The 19,550-nt window shown below is 37.0% G+C and carries 16 protein-coding genes and 1 pseudogene; 2 read left to right on the top strand and 15 right to left on the bottom strand.

The annotated features are described in order from the left end of the window. Positions 1–79 precede the first annotated feature (79 nt). A complete protein-coding gene (locus ACFIMG_RS06905) occupies positions 80–316 on the top strand; it encodes a DUF2093 domain-containing protein (protein WP_375608064.1) in 237 nt (78 codons plus the stop codon). A 19-nt stretch (positions 317–335) separates the two neighbouring features. Here the strand turns inward: ACFIMG_RS06905 and lpxK are convergent, their stop codons facing one another. The 8 genes from lpxK to ACFIMG_RS06865 form a co-directional block, all read right to left on the bottom strand. Beyond that, positions 336–1,376: a tetraacyldisaccharide 4'-kinase gene (gene lpxK / locus ACFIMG_RS06900; RefSeq protein ID WP_375678660.1), complete on the bottom strand. Its 1,041-nt coding sequence runs from the start codon at positions 1,374–1,376 to the stop codon at positions 336–338. After that, positions 1,366–2,688: a lipid IV(A) 3-deoxy-D-manno-octulosonic acid transferase gene (gene waaA, locus ACFIMG_RS06895; RefSeq protein ID WP_375678659.1), complete on the bottom strand. Its 1,323-nt coding sequence runs from the start codon at positions 2,686–2,688 to the stop codon at positions 1,366–1,368. The genes lpxK and waaA overlap by 11 nt, the downstream gene beginning before the upstream one ends. A gap of 1,371 nt (positions 2,689–4,059) precedes the next feature. Continuing rightward, positions 4,060–4,305 carry a DUF4170 domain-containing protein gene (locus ACFIMG_RS06890; RefSeq protein WP_375612377.1) on the bottom strand — a complete coding sequence of 82 codons (246 nt, stop codon included), beginning with the start codon at positions 4,303–4,305 and terminating at the stop codon, positions 4,060–4,062. 46 nt (positions 4,306–4,351) lie between these two features. Then, positions 4,352–5,158 (bottom strand): 3'(2'),5'-bisphosphate nucleotidase CysQ, encoded by an 807-nt coding sequence (locus ACFIMG_RS06885; RefSeq protein ID WP_375618599.1) that lies wholly within the window; start codon positions 5,156–5,158, stop codon positions 4,352–4,354. Further along, positions 5,145–6,476: a TldD/PmbA family protein gene (locus ACFIMG_RS06880; protein ID WP_375612375.1), complete on the bottom strand. Its 1,332-nt coding sequence runs from the start codon at positions 6,474–6,476 to the stop codon at positions 5,145–5,147. The genes ACFIMG_RS06885 and ACFIMG_RS06880 overlap by 14 nt, the downstream gene beginning before the upstream one ends. 1,195 nt (positions 6,477–7,671) lie before the next feature. Then, complete coding sequence (locus ACFIMG_RS06875) at positions 7,672–8,121, bottom strand: hypothetical protein (protein WP_375678658.1); 450 nt, start codon at positions 8,119–8,121, stop codon at positions 7,672–7,674. A 541-nt stretch (positions 8,122–8,662) separates the two neighbouring features. Then, positions 8,663–9,229: a 16S rRNA (guanine(966)-N(2))-methyltransferase RsmD gene (gene rsmD / locus ACFIMG_RS06870; protein WP_375678657.1), complete on the bottom strand. Its 567-nt coding sequence runs from the start codon at positions 9,227–9,229 to the stop codon at positions 8,663–8,665. Continuing rightward, positions 9,210–10,610, bottom strand: a complete 1,401-nt coding sequence (locus ACFIMG_RS06865; protein ID WP_375678656.1) for a pseudouridine synthase — start codon at positions 10,608–10,610, stop codon at positions 9,210–9,212. Before ACFIMG_RS06865 ends, rsmD begins: the two co-directional genes overlap by 20 nt. Positions 10,611–10,879: 269 nt before the next feature. On the opposite strand from ACFIMG_RS06865, the gene ACFIMG_RS06860 reads away from it, so the two are divergent. Then, a complete protein-coding gene (locus tag ACFIMG_RS06860) occupies positions 10,880–11,326 on the top strand; it encodes a nucleoside deaminase (RefSeq protein WP_273790416.1) in 447 nt (148 codons plus the stop codon). A gap of 655 nt (positions 11,327–11,981) precedes the next feature. Here the strand turns inward: ACFIMG_RS06860 and ACFIMG_RS06855 are convergent. The 7 genes and pseudogenes from ACFIMG_RS06855 to ACFIMG_RS06825 form a co-directional block, all read right to left on the bottom strand. Next, a complete protein-coding gene (locus ACFIMG_RS06855) occupies positions 11,982–12,473 on the bottom strand; it encodes a hypothetical protein (protein WP_375612104.1) in 492 nt (163 codons plus the stop codon). A 178-nt stretch (positions 12,474–12,651) separates the two neighbouring features. After that, entirely contained in the window at positions 12,652–15,567 is a 2,916-nt protein-coding gene (gene ileS / locus ACFIMG_RS06850; protein WP_375678655.1) for an isoleucine--tRNA ligase, read from the bottom strand. A gap of 248 nt (positions 15,568–15,815) precedes the next feature. Next, on the bottom strand, positions 15,816–17,651 hold the full coding sequence (locus tag ACFIMG_RS06845; protein WP_375678654.1) for an outer membrane beta-barrel protein: 1,836 nt from the start codon (positions 17,649–17,651) through the stop codon (positions 15,816–15,818). Between the two features lie 684 nt (positions 17,652–18,335). Next, on the bottom strand, positions 18,336–18,695 hold the full coding sequence (locus ACFIMG_RS06840; protein WP_375608402.1) for a hypothetical protein: 360 nt from the start codon (positions 18,693–18,695) through the stop codon (positions 18,336–18,338). Between the two features lie 25 nt (positions 18,696–18,720). Next, positions 18,721–18,885, bottom strand: coding sequence for a hypothetical protein (locus ACFIMG_RS06835; protein WP_375613522.1), 165 nt, complete (start codon positions 18,883–18,885; stop codon positions 18,721–18,723). Beyond that, entirely contained in the window at positions 18,873–19,277 is a 405-nt protein-coding gene (locus tag ACFIMG_RS06830) for a hypothetical protein (protein ID WP_375678653.1), read from the bottom strand. Before ACFIMG_RS06830 ends, ACFIMG_RS06835 begins: the two co-directional genes overlap by 13 nt. Then, positions 19,274–19,550: pseudogene (locus ACFIMG_RS06825) on the bottom strand (hypothetical protein); the annotation flags it as partial. The pseudogene ACFIMG_RS06825 and the gene ACFIMG_RS06830, both read right to left, overlap by 4 nt.

The raw sequence follows: 19,550 nt of genomic DNA, 5'->3' as shown, positions 1-19,550 counted from the left end.
TTAAAATTAACTCTCGACTTTATAATATATTTTATGGCACTTTTCTTGAATCTCTTGTATCAAGTAAAAAGGAATTATAATGTTTCCCAATGGTGAACGCGAAGCAAAAATTCATTATTCTAATAATGGATATGACATTATAGAATATGGTACCTATACCATTTGTGCTGTTAGCGGGCAAAAAATCCCTATAGATGATTTAAAATATTGGAATCATCACCGCCAAGAAGCATATGCTAGTTGTGAAATCTCCTATCAGCGCGAACTTGAGTGCAACCCATATCTCAAGCAATTGTTAAAAACAAAAGAAAAATAACCGCTCGAAAGCTATAAATTTAGCCTTTGCCTTTTAGACAAGAAAATTCAAGGGAACGTTTTCTAAAGCGGGTCATGACCTCTTCAAGGACCATACGGCAGAAGTCTTTTTTAACAAAATCGACATTCACATCAAAGATAATAAGATTTTTCAAATCTTTTTGCATGTGAATTGTCTGTATACGGATATAATCTTTAGCTGTTGTTGCGAGCCATAAATTGTGCATTTTAGCCTTTTGTATAAGGCTTTTTAAATTTTTATCTGTGAAAAAATAGTGGTCTGGATATATGTAAGTTTGCACCACATGACCAGATAATTCTTTAATAGATTTAAAAAATTTATCTGGATTGCCAATACCAGCAAATGCCAAAAATGATTTTCCTGAAACCTCATCAGAGGCACTGGCTTTAAGATGAGCACGATATAAAGGCTTTCCAGTACGCGAAACAAGAAAAGCGACATTATCAGGCGCATCGGAGTGACCAATCAATAAAACACTATCCATAAAAGAAAACTGCGTTTTTAATGGTACGCGCAAAGGTCCTGCTGGAAAGACAGCTCCATTACCAAAACCGCGCATCGCATCAACAACGAGTAACGCATAATCCATATAAAGACGGCGACTTTGAAATCCGTCATCCATTAAAATAAGATTACATCCCTCTTGTTTAAGCCGTTGTGCCGCTGCATAACGATTAGGTGATACAGCTACAAAAGCATGCCGTGCAAGTAAAAGTGCCTCATCTCCAACACTATATGGAGTATCATATTTTTCATTTACAAGATGTACCCCTTTAACTGATCCACCATAACCACGAGATATAATACCAGGTACGAAACCAAGTTCTTTAGCCACTTTTGTAAAAGCAATAACAACCGGCGTTTTACCCGCACCACCACATGTAAAATTTCCAATACACAAAACTGGCAGATCAATCACGGGAGGCTGTCTTGTCATAAAACGACTTGAAAAATAACCATACCCCCATGAAACTGGAGCTAACACAAAACGCAAAAAGCTTTTATTTTTCCACCAAAAACGAGGGGCGCTAATATGCATATCTACCCTGACGCTGACGTAAACCTGTTTGTATTACAAGGGGTTGTAAAAATGGATCTAAAATCTTTAATGTGCGCTCAAATGCACCTGCCATACCTGTCGCCACTTCATGAGCCTTATCAACCATTTCTTGCCGCAATGTTTCATTTGTTAAAAGCTTATACACCTGAATAGCAAGCTGTTTTGTATCTTGAACCATATATGCTGCATCATGCGTTAGAAATTGTTTGAACATCTCTTGAAAATTTGAAACATGGGGCCCTGTCAAAATAGCGGAACCAAGCAAAGCCAATTCCAATGGATTGTGTCCACCATTTCCACATAACGATTTACCAACGAAAGAAACTTTCGATAAGCGAAGAAAAAGTCCCATTTCTCCAATGGTATCTCCCCATAAAATATCGGTATTCATGTTTGGAACAGTATCTCTACTCCTACGAATAAAACTTAACCCCTTATTATCGCATTTTCTGATAAGATCTTCTGAACGTTCAGGATGACGAGGCACAATAATTGTTAATAAATCTGGCAAATAATTTTTAACAATTTTATGGACCTCAAAAGCAATCTCCTCTTCCCCTTCATGCGTTGAAACAGCTGCCCAAACCGGGCGATTGCCGATAGCATTACGATAACGTGCAAGCAATTCTTGATTTTCAACCAGAAAAACATCAGCCTTGAGATTACCAGAAAACGTAACAGATTTTACGCCAAGTGTATGGTAATAAGCTACATCTCTTTCATTTTGACCAATCGCCAAATCAATATCCTTAAAAATATGTTTGGCAAGAACACGTCGTTTTTGCCAAGCTTTAAAAGAACGTTCAGACATATGGGCATTAACCAAAATCTGCGGAATACGCATTTTTGCAAGTTCTTTAATACGAAGAGGCCAAATTTCTGATTCACAAATTAAGACGAGATCAGGCTTCCAATGACGAATAAAACGGCGCACTGCAAAATCTAAATCCAAAGGAGCATATTGATGAATCAACCTATTACCAAAATATTTTTTCACAAGAGTAGAAGATGTCACCGTCCCAGTTGTCATTAATACATTGATTTTCAATGATAAAATATAATTTATAAGTGGAACAAGTGCAAGTGTTTCTCCAACACTTGCTGCATGCAACCAAACTAACGAACCTTGGGGGCGTATATGAGAACTTTTACCTAAACGCTCTTTTTTGCGACACCACTCTTCTTTTCCTCGAATAGCACGAAAGAACAAATAAAAAGGAATAACAAGACATAAGCAAAAACCAATCATTCGATAGCTTAAAAGAGCCGTATGTGCCTTTAATTCTACCATTTAAAATCACCTCATCCAGCTATTTTAAGATATCTATATACTTATTTTGTTAAAAAATTCATCAACACTATTGGTTGCATCCATATTTTTTAATATCATCCATATCTTAAATAAAAAAAGCTTAATCCATGAGAAAATTCAATACATATACACATTATTTAAATCTCTTTTAATTAAATTTTGTAACTTATATCGATTTTATCACTTCATTCTGCACCCTATAAAAAATCTTATTCAAAAATAACAAAACTACATTTCAGTCGATTATAATTTTTAAAATATAAATGATAAACCTATGACATAGATTGTATCAATTTTTTCAACTCACTGAATAAATACTTCTTATGATTTTAATGAGACTTTGAATTTTGCACGTTGGTATTTTAGAGAAAAAGCTTATTTTTACATATGTTAGGTATTGTCAATTTTTCAAAAAATAACCCATATAGACATTACAACCGAATATAAGTACAACAAATAAAATGTGTTTAAAAGAAAGCTCAATCTCTATTATTTCATTTCAATAAAATGAATATGTCAAACTAACCTTAAAAAACTTTTGAATAGTATAGAGTTCTCATTTTAAATTGTGATATAATCTCTTAAAGGTAATCCAGAAAAATCTAATCTTGTTTAATAGAGAATTTCTTAAAAGTCTTAAAGCAATTTAAATAAGAGTTTTCAAAATTTTAAATCCTCTCTTTTCAGGAGGTCGCAATGATATATTATTCCTTTTAAGATTGTATATAATCAACACAAAATGATTAACTTATAGATTGTAGTTTTAAATGAGTACTCAAGAAATCCTTATGAGGTAAGTTAACTTCATAAATCTATTCAGTTTCTCTAAGTTTCTAATTTTGGTAAAGTTTCTAACGACTTTCATGGTTTCTAAGCTTATAGTAATAACTCGTTTAAAAAATTCCAATAGATAAGTAACGAGTGCTAATAATCTCAACAGAGTAGTAATTGCTATCATTAATAATGCTACTCTTTTTATTAATCTTAACGCATTAGTGTCTCATACCCCATTCAAAAGCAGAGTGACTATTCACAATATAATCATAAACTTCGAGTGATAGCTGTCATGATAATATTGCTGTTGTAAATAGGTTGATAGAAACTGTCTTGCATTTTTATTAAGCGTAAAGATGGTGGTGCAATAATGGATTTTATACCTTGCACGGACGCTATTATGAAATGGGCTTGGGTGCTTTGGGAGATGTTTCTTAAAAAAACATATGAATTTTAAACAACAAGCATATTCTTTTTTACGGCATTCTATTTTACCCGAAGAACGTACCTATGAAAAGGACGACTAAACAAAAGCATGAAGCAATCTACAGGTTATAATGACCAAATATTCAAGCTTTATTCTGCATCGCCTAACTCAGCATCAAGAAACTGATGCAAATCTACAATGTAATAACGTTGTAATGCATTATCTACACTGCTTTGTGCTTTTGCCTGCCATGCTTCTTGAGCGGATTGATAATCTGAGAAAATACCAACCACATCTAACTCATCAGGATTCTTAAATTGATTACTGTTAAGATTTTTTAATTCCCCACCAAATACAAGATGTAAATATTGTTTTTTTTCTTTGGTTTCAGTCATATGTGCCTCCATATCATTTAGATTATCTTAGCGCGCTTTTACGTGATTAAACTAACTTTGTTTGACGAACAACATCTATCATATCTTGACAGCAATTATTTTTACCAGCAATTAAAAGTCCATACTGGTAAGGTTCAATTCCATAAGATAGTAAAGGGGCATCAAGCGATAAAAAACACCCTCCACACTCCTGCAAAATAAGATCAGCAGCGGCAATATCCCATTCATGACAATTTGGACGAACTAATACGATATCAATTTCATCTTGAGCAACAAGAACAATACGATAAGCAAGAGAAGGAAGATAATGGTAAAGACTGACTTGATTGAGAAAATCATCTGGTAATTTTTGTGCGAGCGATTTATCAAGTGAAATTTTATATTTTCGATGAACCTCAAAGGCTAAACGAGGAAGTTTTATCCCATTTAATGTTGCCCCTCCACCTGTTACAGCTGTATAAACATCTCCTTGAGCCGGACATTGTAGAACGCCCACAATAGGACGCCCATTCTCAATAATGGCAACCGAAATACACCAATAAGGATTGCCAGAAAGAAAACCACGCGTTCCATCAATAGGATCAACAACAAAAGAGCGCTCATAATAATCTTGTTTTTCTCGATTATCTTTTGTTTCTTCTGAAATCCATCCATAATTTGGACGAGCTCCAAGAAGCCTCTCTTTCAAGAAATGATCAATAGCAAAATCTGCTTCACTAACCGGGGAATTACCTTCTTTAATCCAGACATCCAACGTGCATCCAAAATACCGCATTGCTAAATCTCCTGCCTCTCGACAAACGTCACGCAAAAGATTTAAATCAGAAGAATGATGCGTGTTATTTTCCTGCAAGTGTCATCCCTTCAATTAACAATGTTGGAGCAGCTGTACTATAACGCCGATCAATATCATTGGCAGGTGTTAAATGTGCTAACATATGAAGCAAATCAGAACCTAGCGTTACTTCACTTACCGGATAAGCAATTTCACCATTTTCAATCCAAAAACCGGAAGCCCCACGACTATACTGACCAGTAATAAAATCAATGCCATGACCGAATAATTCGGTCACATAAAATCCATTTCGCAAATCTTTTATCATATCGCAAGGCGATACTAAACCCGGTTCAATAGCAAAATTTGTACTGGTCGGCTGCACTAATGATGCCGAACGCATACCGTGTCCATTTGTTTTAAGTCCCAATTCACGTGCTGTAGATGATGAAAGAAGCCAATTTTTTAAAATACCATTTTCAATAATATTGAGTGTTTGCCCCTCTACCCCTTCTCCATCAAAAGGGTGAGAAGCATTTCCACGTAATCGCAAAGGTTGATCGGTTACATTAACATTAGGCTTCATCACTTCCTTGCCTAGGAAATTCTGTAAAAGACTCGTTTTTCGAGCCACAGAGGCTCCATTGACCATAGATGCGATATGCCCTGCAATTCCACGAGCCGTACGCGGATTAAAAATAACATCAACGCTCCCAGTCGCAGCACGAACTGCACCCAAACGTCGAACAGCACCAAGCCCTGCATTCTTTCCCACAGTTTCTGCTGCCTCTAAATCAGAAAAATGTAAGGCTGTTGTATAATCATAATCCCGCTCCATCTGTGTTCCTTCACCTGCAAGAGCACTACAAGAACGTGAAAAACAACTTGAGCGATAGGCTCCACAAAAACCATCGCTGGTCACAAGAATAAACCCACTACGGCCATAAGCTGTTGCAGCGCCACCAGAATTGCTTACACCTTTAACATCAAGAGCTGCTGCCTCCGTTTTTAAAGCATCTTCTGTTAAAAAATGACTGCTGGGTACAAAATCATCAAAAAGATCAAGATCTTTAGGATACTTAACCAAACACTCTTTATCTGCCAAACCTTCAAATAAACTATCGGGAGAAGCTTTAGCCATCGCAACAGCACGTTCCGCAAGTTCTTGCGGATAAGATCCTAAATTAGCAGAAACACTTGCTACTTTTTTTCCAACAAAAACCCTTAGAGTAAAATCATTGCTCTCTGCTGCTTCTGTCGATTCGACTTTCCCAAAACGAACTGATACACTGGTAGAATGAGCATGAACAATAACAGCATCAGCAGCATCTGCCCCAGAACGCTTTGCTGCTTCAACCAGCGAAACAGCTTTCTCAATCTGGTTTTTGTCAGTCATTATAGACTCCCTAAAATATTTTATTATTTACATTGATAAGCATTCTGACAAATTTATACAAATCAGAATATAACTCTTGTGTATTGATTCATAAGATTACGCACATTCATGCATTCTTTTTCTTTTAATGCATTAAATCATTTCCCTTTTAGCTTCTTTATGAAAAAACGTAATATGCCGTATATGCCGTAAAATCTCTTTAGTTTCAAGATTTCTCATGGGCCCTTATCATTTTAGGAGCCAAATCTCCACTGACAATCAAATCAACAGAACAATTGGCAATTAACAAACGTCTTAGCTATAACACCTGAATTTAAGCCAAAATCCTCCAAAATTCGAAAAGCATAAAATGATCTAAATCACAGGTCTTCCTTCCTCTGGGTAGTAAAAAACTTACCTCATCTCTTTCCTATAGCATTCTTTAATTTCCAAGCAAGAATAAAGAAAATGCCTTATATTTGTATACACTTCTTTGCTTCTATAAACTCTCTCATAATGAGACGGCACTCTTGTAAATGAAACAAAACTTAAACAGAGTAAAAAATATTTCCTTCCATTATGGTTTCAACAAAATGAGCAGTCATAAACTTCTTTATCCTAATGGACGTAATATCATAAAGAACTCATTTTTTATATTTAAAAGTAATCAAGAAATTATCTTGTAATCTTTCAATAAAATTAACAGTTTGATTTATACTTATAATTTATTGTTTTGTAATTTGTATAAAAAAGCCTAATATCATAAAATTCTCTCTGTTTCGAACCTATTCATGTTGAGTCAATCACAACTATTTGCGAGCAAATCATAAGTAAGGGGCCTATGAATGAAAACTCTTTAAGAAGAAATCAAAATGCCTCTTATGAAGATTTTAAATGCAAAAAATATTGCAACATTAGAAACAGGCAAATATTATGACGATATGGACCTACATCATAAGAGAAGTAATGAACTTCTGAACCTTTCTCATTTTCAATGAAATCTTATAAGCTTTTATATATAAAAAAATTCAATGAATATCATAAGATTTTTAGCGCAAAATTAATCCCGTAAGATGCTTTGACACGATTTCAACAGCTAACTAAAACCAAATCATAGCTCATCAATTTGCTATATACTCATAACTGATTTCATTCTAACAAGGCTAAGAGTTCTGCACCTTTTTTAAGGTATTAACTTCTTTATAAATGCACCCCCTTACAAGATGCTTTTGTTTTCAGTAAGAGCACGTCTGCTCATTTCAATCATTGCATCGCGAAGATGTAACTTAATTTTTGACCCAATAATCACTCCAAAGAAAGGAGCAAGTAAGCCAGACATAATTACAGTATGACGAATTTTGTTATTTGAAGAACCCGATTTTGTTGAACAAATATATTCATGATTAAAACTCATACGTGTAAAAGGAAGTTTAGCATAATCAGAAAAACAAACATTTTTTATAACTTTATCAAGTGTAAAAGTTACTGTAGGTCCCTTTTTAGGTTTCATGCGTCCTATAGCGCCTTCTTTGAAAGGACCAGAAAGTTCTACCCACTCAAGTTCACTATCCCAGCAAGGCCATGATGCCACATCTTCCCATATAGCCCAAATTTGCTCAGCTCTTGCTTCTGTGCTAATCTCTTCACTATATATCCATTTAAACACGATAATCTCCCCTTTTTTACAAATTACTTATCTTTAGTGATAAAGAATAATATAAAAAAGTATCCTTAAAGCTGCACCACGATAAGATACTTAATACTCTCAGATTTACTTAATATGTAATGACTAACTCAACAAGCGATATTACTAAAATAAACACACAAGTATTCAGGATAAATGAACAATATTTTCAATACTAAACAAAATATCTTTTTTAAGTTTAGACAATAGCAAAAATAGAAGTTACGCATCATATAAGATATCAATGCAGACTGCATAGCTTAAAGCTTTCAACTGTTGATGAAATGTGATGATTAAGGTATAGCAGAAAGAAATTAGACAAAAAAGATCATAAATATTATCGAGGATATATATCCTATTGGAGAAAAAAATCCTTCTGTAGTAAAGCTAATAAAAATTCATCAATTCCTTTAACATTAGAATCTTTTATTGATTTTCTGCTTAACCTTTAAAAAAACATATAAAACGAAGAAAACTGTGTAAAAGCATTTTTTCATCCTATCAGATAAACACAAAAACTTTCTCAAGATGTAAGCGATCGTAATGTATAGAGACGTATTGCTGTTTCACCATAAAAACGCTCATCATCTAGATAAAAGACGTCAGGTAAATCAATCATTGTATCTTTCTTTTCTTCAAGTATGAAAAGTGTATCAGCTTTTGCCCACCCTCCTCGCAAAGCTTCTACAAAAGCGCATTCACCTAAACAACGGCTATAGGGAGGATCAGCGCAGATAACATCGAATGGAAGCATTGTTCCAATATTACCAAGTTTGGTTGCATCTCGACGCAAAATCCGCCCTATTGACTGTAATTCAAAGGCTTCGATATTTTTTTGAATTACCCCACGCCCCGCAACCGAGTTTTCAACAAAAACAGCAGCCTTTGCTCCACGTGAAAGTGCTTCGATGCCTAAAGCACCAGTCCCAGCAAAAAGATCAAGAATGCGTTTATTGGTCCAAAATTGTTCTTCACGGCTAGAAAGAATATTAAAAAGGCTTTCACGTGTACGATCACTCGTTGGGCGAATCGACTGATTAACAGGCGAAAACAAAATACGCCCAGCAAATTTACCGCCTATGATCCGCACGTGGACCTCCAAATCGCTTCGAAGTTTTTGCACCGTCCCTATGTGGTTTAGATTTTTTCATAGCACCACCAAACGATTTTACCTTTTTCTTTCTCTCAAAAGAATGCTCATCATGACCACCTTTTATCATTTTCTCTTTATCCTTTAAAAAGCGATCTTTCTTACCAAAGGGATGCGTCTCTTCATAAGATATTTTGCCATGTTTTTGAACAAAACTTTCCCTCTTCTCTTTGTATGACGGATTTTCTTTTAGTTTTTCCTTGCTTCGATGAAATGATTTTCTACCATCCAAATCGCTCTTATGACCATGCGATTTCTCCTCACTATAAGAAGGCTTTCTACGTGCACTTTGCGGACGTGCACCAGGAGCCATCCAAACATTAGCACGGCGAGAACGCGGTAGAAAACGCTCTGCTTTTCCTTCTTCACTTTTCTCCTTCTTTACATTCTCATGAGACTTTGTACTTAATCGTGCGCGACTATGTTCAACAGAACCATCTCTTGGTCGGCGTCGTATTGCCCTTTCACTTGAGAAAACCCAACCATCATTTGCAATAGAAAGATCTTTCTGGCTTTGCTTTTCTGCAACAACTGCAGAATTTGAAAATGGCTTAAGAATAGGAGCATCAAAATCTGCATTGGCTTGCATAATCAAACGCTCCCCCAACTGATCTCGTAACATCCGCCCTTTTAACTCTTGCACAGCTCCTTCTTCTAAATCAGAGAGATGAAATGAACCATAAGATACACGTATTAATCGATTAACTGATAATCCCAATGCCCCTAAAACATTCTTTATTTCACGATTTTTTCCTTCTCGCAAAGCGACAGAAAGCCATACATTCGACCCTTGTTCGCGTTCAATTGATGCTTCAATCGAACCATAAAAAATACCATTAATCGCAATACCATTTTTAAGGTTATCCAACGCGCTCTGCTTGACTCTTCCATGAGCACGGACACGATATTTGCGGACCCACCCCGTTACAGGAAGCTCTAATACACGCGCTAAGCCACCATCATTGGTTAAAAGCAAAAGCCCTTCCGTGTTAATGTCAAGCCTTCCAACAGAAAGAACACGCGGCATTCCTTTTGGTAAATTACTAAATACTGTGGGTCTGCCTTCAGGATCACGGTTCGTGGTGACAAGACCTGCTGGCTTATGGTAAAGCCATAAACGCGTTCGTTCTATAGGAGGTAAAGGTTTGCCATCAACTTTAATAACATCAGAGCGGCTAACATTAAAAGCAGGCGTTGTCACGACTTTACCATTCACAGAAATACGACCTGCAACAATCATCATTTCTGCATCTCGACGCGAAGCAATACCAGCACGCGCTAACCTTTTAGCAATTCGTTCACTCTCATTATTTTCATTCATTTGCGTTTCAAACCAATCTTTGCAAGTATGTTCAGAAAATTATTCACATGCACCATACCGCTTATCCTGAAAAAGGAAGTAGCATAATCATTTATCATTTTCTATCCTTTAACGACAATAATGTATCTGTCGACTTGCAAGTTTGTTTTAAACTCTTAAAAAAATAGAGGTATTCTTTTCATTATAAAAGCGTAATAAATTATTCATTCCATAGCATTCCTTATCGAGATAACCTTTAGATTTTCTATACCTTCAGTAGAAAGAATATTATGACTTTGACGCCCATGGAAATAGCCCTTTTAGAAGCGCAAGAGGCTGCAAAAAAAGATGAAGTTCCCGTAGGTGCTGTCATTACACGTGGAAAAGCTATCATTGCACGCGCTGGTAACTTTATAAAATCTGCATATGACCCTACAGGACACGCAGAAATACGCGCAATCCGTATGGCTTGCGAAACATTGCAAAACGAAAGGCTTCCTGATTGCGATCTTTATGTAACACTTGAACCTTGTGCTATGTGTGCCGCTGCCATTTCATTTGCACGCATACGACGTCTCTATTATGCAACAAATGATCCCAAAGGAGGTGCTATAGAAAATGGCCCACGTTTTTATCAGCAACCAACCTGCCATCACAAACCTGAGATTTATTCTGGTTTCAAAGAAAAAGAAGCAGCTCAATTACTTAAAGACTTTTTTGTACAAAAGCGATACTAAAAATAAATCTTCTTCCATAACTTTCACTCTTTAAAACTATCCTACTTCTCAAAAAAGACTGTTAATTCTTCTGACATGTATATATATATATAGCAAAAGCTATTTCGAAGCATTTTTTCTCTCTTTTAATTCTGCATATTGTTTCTATTAGATGATACATTCATTCAAAAGAATAATTCATTATTTTGTATATAAAATATAAAGTCCAAAATATCGTAGATATACTCTCATTTCAAATTACATTGAAACAGTAAAAATCACTTTCTTGCACATCATAAGCGGAATTATCGTCTGGATAAAGAACGTTTTAGAAAAGACTAAAAATGTCTCTTATGAAAGCTCTCAAATGCAAGAATTATCGCAACATTGGAGTCTGTAAAATAAAATGATGGTATCCACTTTCTCCTTCCTAAGCATAAAGTATTGGAGCACAATAGATTTTACGTTATACTATCCACATGAGCAATGTTGTAAAATGAGCTTGAGAAATGTTTCGTGTTAAGGAAACGCATAAGGAATCTCTCGATGCTGTTGTCATATTGCTATTTCATGAGAATACCCCCCTCCTACAGCAGCATTATAACTGCGCGCGAATGAGAGCTTGGTATCATAAGTAATTGGAAAAATACTTTACTTTAAATGTTTTGTCTTTTCCCTATCGACCAATAGGTGCGGTTTTTGCCGGTTGGCGATAACTTAAAGGTGGTTCAGTGAGATAGCGACGGTATTTTGAACTTCCAACTTGTGCTCTCTGACGACGTAAATATTCCTGTCGTTGCTTCGCATTCAACTGTGAAGGATTTTCTGAACCAACGCCATTAACTGACGATCCTTTGTGAGGAAAAGGAGTATTTCCTTGATGCTTCTTCGATGCTGCCATTTCATTGACAGATCTATCTTGTTGTGGTACCGGCAAAAATCTGCGTGAACTAGGGCTTGGTATTACAAGTTTTGGATGAGGTTTCATAACAATCTGGCTGCTGTTATTTGTTGGTGTTAATGAAGTGATATTAGCAACATCTTCAAAAAACTGTATTGAAACTGGTTTATTGGTACCATAGGTAGGAGCGGATAAATTGCATCCCGTTAAAACAAAGCACATCCCTAAAATTCCTATTGGAAATATTTTTATTTCACGTTTTCTCACTGCCTATTCCATTTCCTAGGTGTATGGCTGATTAATATTCCCGTTATTTATGAGAGAACGGTCCATACACAAATTTCCCCCCCTGCAGATAAAACAACGGAATTTTTTTCGTACCACAAAAAACTATATTCATCAATATGAGAAATTTACTTGCATTTCTTTCCTTTGATCTAAAACTTTAAATCTTGCCAAGAATCTGCAATTCCCGCAAAGCAGCTGCATCACGAGCAGATACATCCGGATAAGCTGGATCACTTCCAACATCTTGTGTATAACGCCATGATCGAGCACATTTTTTTCCTAATGCCTTCTCTGGATATACACCAACACCTTCAACATCATTCAAAGTAAAAGCATCAGAAGGTATTGTGTCCTGCGTAATTGTGAGTGCACTGGTAATACAGATCTCCGCCATATCCACATTTTCTAATGCCTCTCGTAAAACCAGATTGGAAATAAAAACAACAGGCGCAGCTTCCAAAGAAGATCCAATACGCTTATCAGCGCGTTCGAGTTCTAAAGCACCTGTCACAACTTTACGAACCTGCCGAATTTTTTTCCAACGCTCAGCCAAAGATTGGTTTTGCCATTCTCCTGGTACAGAGCGAAATTGTTCCAAATGCACTGATTGGCTTTCTGGATAACGCTCTAACCAAGCTTCTTCCATAGTAAAAGGCAACATTGGAGCAAGCCATGTTACCATACGCTCAAAAATCTCACGGACAACCTGCAAGGAGGCCTTGCGTTTTTTTGATGAAGGCGCATCACAATAAAGAGAATCCTTGCGGATATCAAAATAAAATGCCGATAACTCAATGATTGAAAAATCCAATAATGCACGCATAATCTTTTTAAAATCAAATTCATCGTAAGCGCGATGAATCAACTGATCAAGTTCAAAAAGCCTATGCAATATAAATTTTTCAAGATCCGGCAGTGCACCATAAGATATTTCTTCTCCATCATCATGTGCTAAAGTTCCTAGCATCCAACGAATTGCATTGCGTAGTTTACGATATGAATCCACATTTGTTTGAAGTATTTTTTTGCCTAAACGCTGATCTTCCCAATAATCGGTTGTCATAACCCAGAGACGAAAAATATCAGCTCCAGATGTTTTAATGATCTCTTGCGGAACAACCGTATTGCCTAAAGATTTAGACATTTTCTTACCATTCTCATCCAAAGTAAAACCGTGTGTGATCACGGACTTATAGGGAGAACAAGCACGCGTACCACAGCTTTCCAAAAGAGAAGATTGGAACCATCCGCGATGTTGATCTGAACCTTCAAAATAAACATCAGCAGGCCATTTCAAATCAGCCCGATCTTCTAACACAAAGCTATGGCTTGCTCCAGAATCAAACCAAACATCCAAAATATCATAAACCTGTACCCAAGGCTCATGTGCACGCTCACCTAAAAAACGTTCACGTGCTCCTTCAGCAAACCATGCATCTGCCCCTTCTGCTTCAAAAGCCCGTAAAATACGCTCGTTCACACCTTTATCTTTTAGAATAACACCATCCTCATTTGCAAAAATACAAATAGGAACACCCCAAGAACGCTGACGAGAAAGAACCCAATCAGGACGATCTTCTATCATAGAAGCTAGGCGGTTTTGTCCAGAAGATGGCACAAAACGCGTTTTTGAAACAGCTTCCAAAGCCCGACTACGTAAAGTTGAACCATCCCCAAAATCTTTATCCATTGAAATAAACCATTGCGGTGTATTGCGAAAAATAACGGGTTTTTTTGAACGCCAACTATGGGGATAGGAATGCTTTAAACGCCCCCGTGCAAACAATCGATCTGCTTTAATTAAAGCATTAATGACCTCTTTATTGGCATCACCCATTTTTCCATTATCATCAATAACACGAGCAGGTCCTCCTTCACGATCTGGTCCTAAACCTAGAACATCTTTCGTATAGAACCCTGCATCATCAACAGGAAACGGTATAGATGAATCAATCCCCGCTTGCTCCAGTAAGGACTTATAATCATTCCAAATTTCAAAGTCCTCACGCCCATGGCTTGGTGCTGTATGGACAAAACCTGTACCAGCACTCTCTGTTACGTGCGAACCATCAAGCAATGGAATTTTATAATTATACCCTCCAGCTAAACCTTTGAGTGGATGAGAAAGAACAAGAGCTTTCAACTCTTCAGAAGAAATAACACGCAAATGCTTCAAAACAAGTTTGGCTTTTTCTCCACAACTCATCGCTAAAGCGTCTGCAAAGAGAAGCTTTTCTCCCACTTGAGGACCAAAATCATTTTCAGCACTTTCAACTTCGTAAATACTATAAGAAATTTGCGAAGAATAACTCACTGCACGATTGCTTGGAATCGTCCACGGTGTTGTTGTCCAAATGACGACATGAGCACCATATAAATCATCAGAATTTGCTTCAAAAACAGGAAACTTAACCCAAAGCACCTCTGATTCATGATCATGATATTCAATCTCAGCCTCTGCCAAAGCCGTACGCTCCACAACAGACCACATCACCGGCTTGGAACCACGATAAATCTGATCTGACATAGCAAATTTTATCAATTCACTGGCAATGCGTGCTTCTGCATGAAAAGCCATTGTAGTATAAGGCGTGTTAAAATCTCCCACGACACCAAGGCGTTTAAATTCTTCACTTTGAATGGTTACCCAATGCTGTGCAAATTCACGGCATTCTTGACGAAACTCGTTAAGAGGTACCTCATCCTTATTTTTTCCTTGTGCTCGATATTTTTCTTCAATTTTCCATTCAATTGGAAGCCCATGGCAATCCCAACCAGGTACATAATTTGCATTAAAACCGCGCATTTGGAATGAACGAACAACCACATCCTTTAGAACTTTATTTAAAGCATGCCCGATATGAATATGACCATTTGCATAAGGCGGACCATCATGAAGAATATAAAATGGACGATCTTTTGCTTGTTGACGCAATTGCGTATAAAGCCCCATATTTTCCCAACGCGCCATCAATTCAAGCTCTTTTTGCGGAAGCCCTGCACGCATAGGAAAATTTGTCTGTGGGAGATAAAGAGTTTTTGAATAATCTATTGTTTCATTTTTCACAGCCATTGTGAAATATCCCTGTCCACTTTTACGATTTCATTTTTGCATAACTTCCCTGAACCCTGCAACTCTGGTTTTTATCTATAGGGAAAGCCGAGCTTATCATTCGTATTAAGCAGCGATCAGGAAAATATATCATCACAATCTATGGGCTTTATCATAAAATTCACAAGAAAAGAAACCAAAAAGTGATCTTAAAAAAAATAGAGGCTCCACTGACAGTGGAGCCTCTTAGAAATTTACTCTTTAAAAAATTAGAATTTATAAGCTACACCAACACGGAAATCATTGGTTTTGTAGTTAACTTGAAGTTTTTCCTTTGCAAATTTCTTTTTACCAAAATCAGAGTAACGATATTCTGCACGTACAATCACATTATCTAGAAGCGAGAAATCAACGCCACCACCAAGTGTGTAACCAATCATAGTTTTTGTTTCATCAGCTAAGTTCTTAGAAGAAACGACTCTTCCATCCTCATCCTTAACGGATATTGATACAGTGTCTTGGAATTGTCCATAAGCAATACCACCAGCAAGATAAGGCATAAAGCGATCAGCAGCAAAACCAATACGTACCCGTGTAGCACCACCCCAATTTTGCTTGAAAGTATGACTTAAAGTTTCAACTGCATCCTCTTGATCAAGACCAAGTTCAGAAGCCATCTTTTTTATTTGTTCTATACCATATACACTGGAAGCGTTCTTATCCACCGCTTGTGTACTTTGTGCACCGTGTCCAGACATATTCTGTCCACCATGAGAACGAGAAGCATGTGGATTAGTACCATTCGGATGAGCACCAGAGCTATGCCCACCTGCATAAGGTGCACCATGTGCATTAGCATTTCCACTACCATGGGAAGAACTATGATGACCTGCCTGTTGGGCTCCGCTTGTTCCATTAGAAACTTTTGTTTCTGAACCATTGGATGATCCTGATCTCGCGAGTACAAGTGATGAACTCGGTACTGTTCTTTCTACTGCTGATGGTTGTGATACAGATTGTACCGGTGTAGGTGCTTTTACTGCTGGCTGACTTGCGCCTGATACTGTTGATGAGATAGAAGACGCGGTTTTTATAGCAACTGGTTTTTCAGACACTGTTCCTTCACTTGCCCTTCCCCCTGATAACTGACCTCCTATAGCTGATCTTGTCAATGAGAGCAATGCTGACCGCTCTGGTGTTCTACCCCCTGCGTCGGGGGAGGAAGATTTAGATGCAACTGGCTGTGATCGACTTACCACACCTACCGATGTCCCTCCTGTATTTGATCTTCCCAATGAAGACGATGGCAATTGCACTAATCTAACCGTCTGTCTAGAGGAGGCTGATTGTGCTACTGGCGATGCAGCTGGTGTTTGTGATGATATTGTTGAAACTCCTGGATTTTTTACCTCCACAGCCACTGTTTGTGTTGCATTAACATTGCTAGAATTTCCAGTTGTTGCTGCTTGATTTGATTGTGCTGCTCCTGCTCGTGACGGTTGAATTGCAGTTACTGGTTTAGCTGGTGCTTGACTGGATCGCGTTCCAGCAGATTTTTCTGAAGCGGATACTGCTGTTAGAGTCCCTCCTGTTGTAGCTCCTGCACCTGCAGTTCCTGAGGCAATTCTTTGTGTTTCTTCTGATGTTGCTGCTTGTGGTGCTTGAGGTGTTTGTAGGCTTGCGGATCTGCGGGATCTTACGACTGCATTTTCTACTGTAGCGTTATCAGCTGCACCTATGGTAATTGTCTTTGTGTGTTTTTTTCCAGATACCATTAAATCCGTATCGATGCCAAAAATAAAGTTGTCACCGAGATCAATATTAGAACCTGCATAAAAACCACCTGCAAAACCTGAAAGTTTAGGAGAGAACTCTTTATCCAGTGGTAAACTCTTTTCTTGACCAACAAGAGCCATATCAGCTTTGCTCGAAAAACCACCCGCTTGGACACCTAAATAAAGACCTGTCCATGAAAAAGTAGGTGCAATAATGGTAGAAGCAGTCGATGATGCTGGCTGATGAGGAATCATAACATCAGCAGCTAGTGCTGTAGACGCTGAAATTAAAGAAAAAATAGACGCTGTTATTAAACGTTTTGTATTCATAAAATCTCTCCAAATATCCAAAATGAAATTCATATAGAGCATCTTTTCTGAAATATCTGTAGCAAAAATGACACACTCACAAAAAAATAAAGAATTTTTGCAAATAAGGCTTCTTAAACTTTTAATTTTGCATTCAATAAGAATTTGTAAATTAAATCACACTAAAATTATGTGTATTAAAGTTGGATTCATTTTCATTAAAGTTTCGCATAACTGTTAATGATAATATTCTTTATAAATTTCTTTTACCAAAATCTAAATAACAGTATTTTGCATACAATAAACTATTATCTGTTATTGCAAAATCAATACCAGCGCAAACAGTGAAATCAAATATTGCCTTTTTTAAAACCAAGCGCCATCAAAGTTTCATCTATTTACCAGCATGATCTACTTTTAGTACTTTAGCAATAGTATTTTGTATCTAAAATTCAGAAAAACAAAGAAATTATTCAAACACTCGCAAAAAAACTTTTAGATTCTTTGCATAAACATCTTCATCCTGCTACATCACATTGATTTATAAAGATAACTTATTGTTTTCATGTTGAATGAAAAAACTAATTCTGTAGGATTCTATCATTTAAAATCTGTTCCATGTTGTATTAATTAAAATCACTTGCTTGCACGTTACAAGCGAAATTTTCGTAAGGACGGACAAGGCTTTCTCTGCTGAAGCAAGACCTAAGGTTTGCATTCAAGTTGTTCTGAATGCTTTTTACAATAAGGGCTATTTAAGCGTCTCTCAACACTTCGCTGAGGCATGACAGCACCTGGACGACAAATGGGAAGGTTGTCTGATTTATGATTTTCACACCAATCTTGTATTGTAAAGCTAGGACGAAAACCTGATTGCGCCATACACATTTCAATACTGGCGAATTGATTTAAATCTAGCGCCACAACCTTATTAAGGTCCGGTACTCCACATTCTAAAAGTATTTTATTTCTCCATAATGCTGGAGAAAGTGAGGGAATTGAGTTAACACATCCAGTGATACTTAACAGAGCTATACAACTCAACAGTTTTAAGATTTTCTTCATTATTCCCCTCTTTTAATGGATTTATTTACGATAAAAAGCTCATAAGCCTGTTGATATTTTCTGTCATCGCTTCATTAAAACAACGGTGAACAATATTGAGATGATTGGTTGAGGAAATAATCCCGCCATTCCAAGCGAAGGCAAGGATGGCGGATTGTTGATCATCACAAGAAAGACTTAAGGTTTGCATTCAGGTGCATTTTTATATTTTTTACAATAAGGGCTGTTTAAGCGCTTCTTGACACTGCGCTGTGATATGATAGCACCTGGACGACAAATGGGCAAGTTTTCGGCTTTATGATTTCCACACCAGCCTCCCCCCACATCATATTTATAGCGAAATCCCGCTTGAAGCATGCAAGCATCAATGGTTGCATTTGCATTGTAGCTGAGCTTTCTGCTTTCTGGATCCTTATCATAAGGAGTTGGCATACCACATTCTAATAATGCTTTTGCTACCTCTGTAAAATCTGCTCCTGGCTTCTCCCATGCCCCTATAGAAGATGTGGGAGTTTTAGTAAACTGGCACCCAGCTATACTCAATAGAGTTATCGCACTTAATAATTTTAAGGTTTGTTTCATTTTTTGCTCCATGAATTAATTGAATCAATTTGTATACGGTGAGATGAACCATAATCATGTCTACATGCTCGATCCGCATTTGCATAACAAACATGAGGGCTGGGATAACTAAATAGTACTTTCTTTGCCTCTTTAACTGCGTTACTACCAAAGGGTCTCTGGTAAAAAGTAGCGGGATTTCCACCAAATACTACACCAACAAAATCATCTGCATGGTTTTCCAAGCCGACAGTGGTTTGCTTGCCATCCTTTAAGATATATAACGTATCTGCC

The organism is Bartonella sp. AP11XZML (assembly GCF_042196445.1).
Lineage (GTDB): Bacteria > Pseudomonadota > Alphaproteobacteria > Rhizobiales > Rhizobiaceae > Bartonella.
This window is presented reverse-complemented; position numbering and strand designations above follow the sequence as displayed.

Excerpts from the sequence above, each read along its gene's own strand:
- ACFIMG_RS06905 (WP_375608064.1), top strand. The coding sequence starts at position 80 with ATGTTTCCCAATGGTGAACGCGAAGCAAAAATTCATTATTCTAATAAT.
- lpxK (WP_375678660.1), bottom strand. The coding sequence starts at position 1,376 with ATGCATATTAGCGCCCCTCGTTTTTGGTGGAAAAATAAAAGCTTTTTG.
- waaA (WP_375678659.1), bottom strand. The coding sequence starts at position 2,688 with ATGGTAGAATTAAAGGCACATACGGCTCTTTTAAGCTATCGAATGATT.
- ACFIMG_RS06890 (WP_375612377.1), bottom strand. The coding sequence starts at position 4,305 with ATGACTGAAACCAAAGAAAAAAAACAATATTTACATCTTGTATTTGGT.
- ACFIMG_RS06880 (WP_375612375.1), bottom strand. The coding sequence starts at position 6,476 with ATGACTGACAAAAACCAGATTGAGAAAGCTGTTTCGCTGGTTGAAGCA.
- ACFIMG_RS06865 (WP_375678656.1), bottom strand. The coding sequence starts at position 10,610 with ATGAATGAAAATAATGAGAGTGAACGAATTGCTAAAAGGTTAGCGCGT.
- ACFIMG_RS06860 (WP_273790416.1), top strand. The coding sequence starts at position 10,880 with ATGACTTTGACGCCCATGGAAATAGCCCTTTTAGAAGCGCAAGAGGCT.
- ileS (WP_375678655.1), bottom strand. The coding sequence starts at position 15,567 with ATGGCTGTGAAAAATGAAACAATAGATTATTCAAAAACTCTTTATCTC.
- ACFIMG_RS06845 (WP_375678654.1), bottom strand. The coding sequence starts at position 17,651 with ATGAATACAAAACGTTTAATAACAGCGTCTATTTTTTCTTTAATTTCA.
- ACFIMG_RS06840 (WP_375608402.1), bottom strand. The coding sequence starts at position 18,695 with ATGAAGAAAATCTTAAAACTGTTGAGTTGTATAGCTCTGTTAAGTATC.
- ACFIMG_RS06835 (WP_375613522.1), bottom strand. The coding sequence starts at position 18,885 with ATGCAAACCTTAAGTCTTTCTTGTGATGATCAACAATCCGCCATCCTT.
- ACFIMG_RS06830 (WP_375678653.1), bottom strand. The coding sequence starts at position 19,277 with ATGAAACAAACCTTAAAATTATTAAGTGCGATAACTCTATTGAGTATA.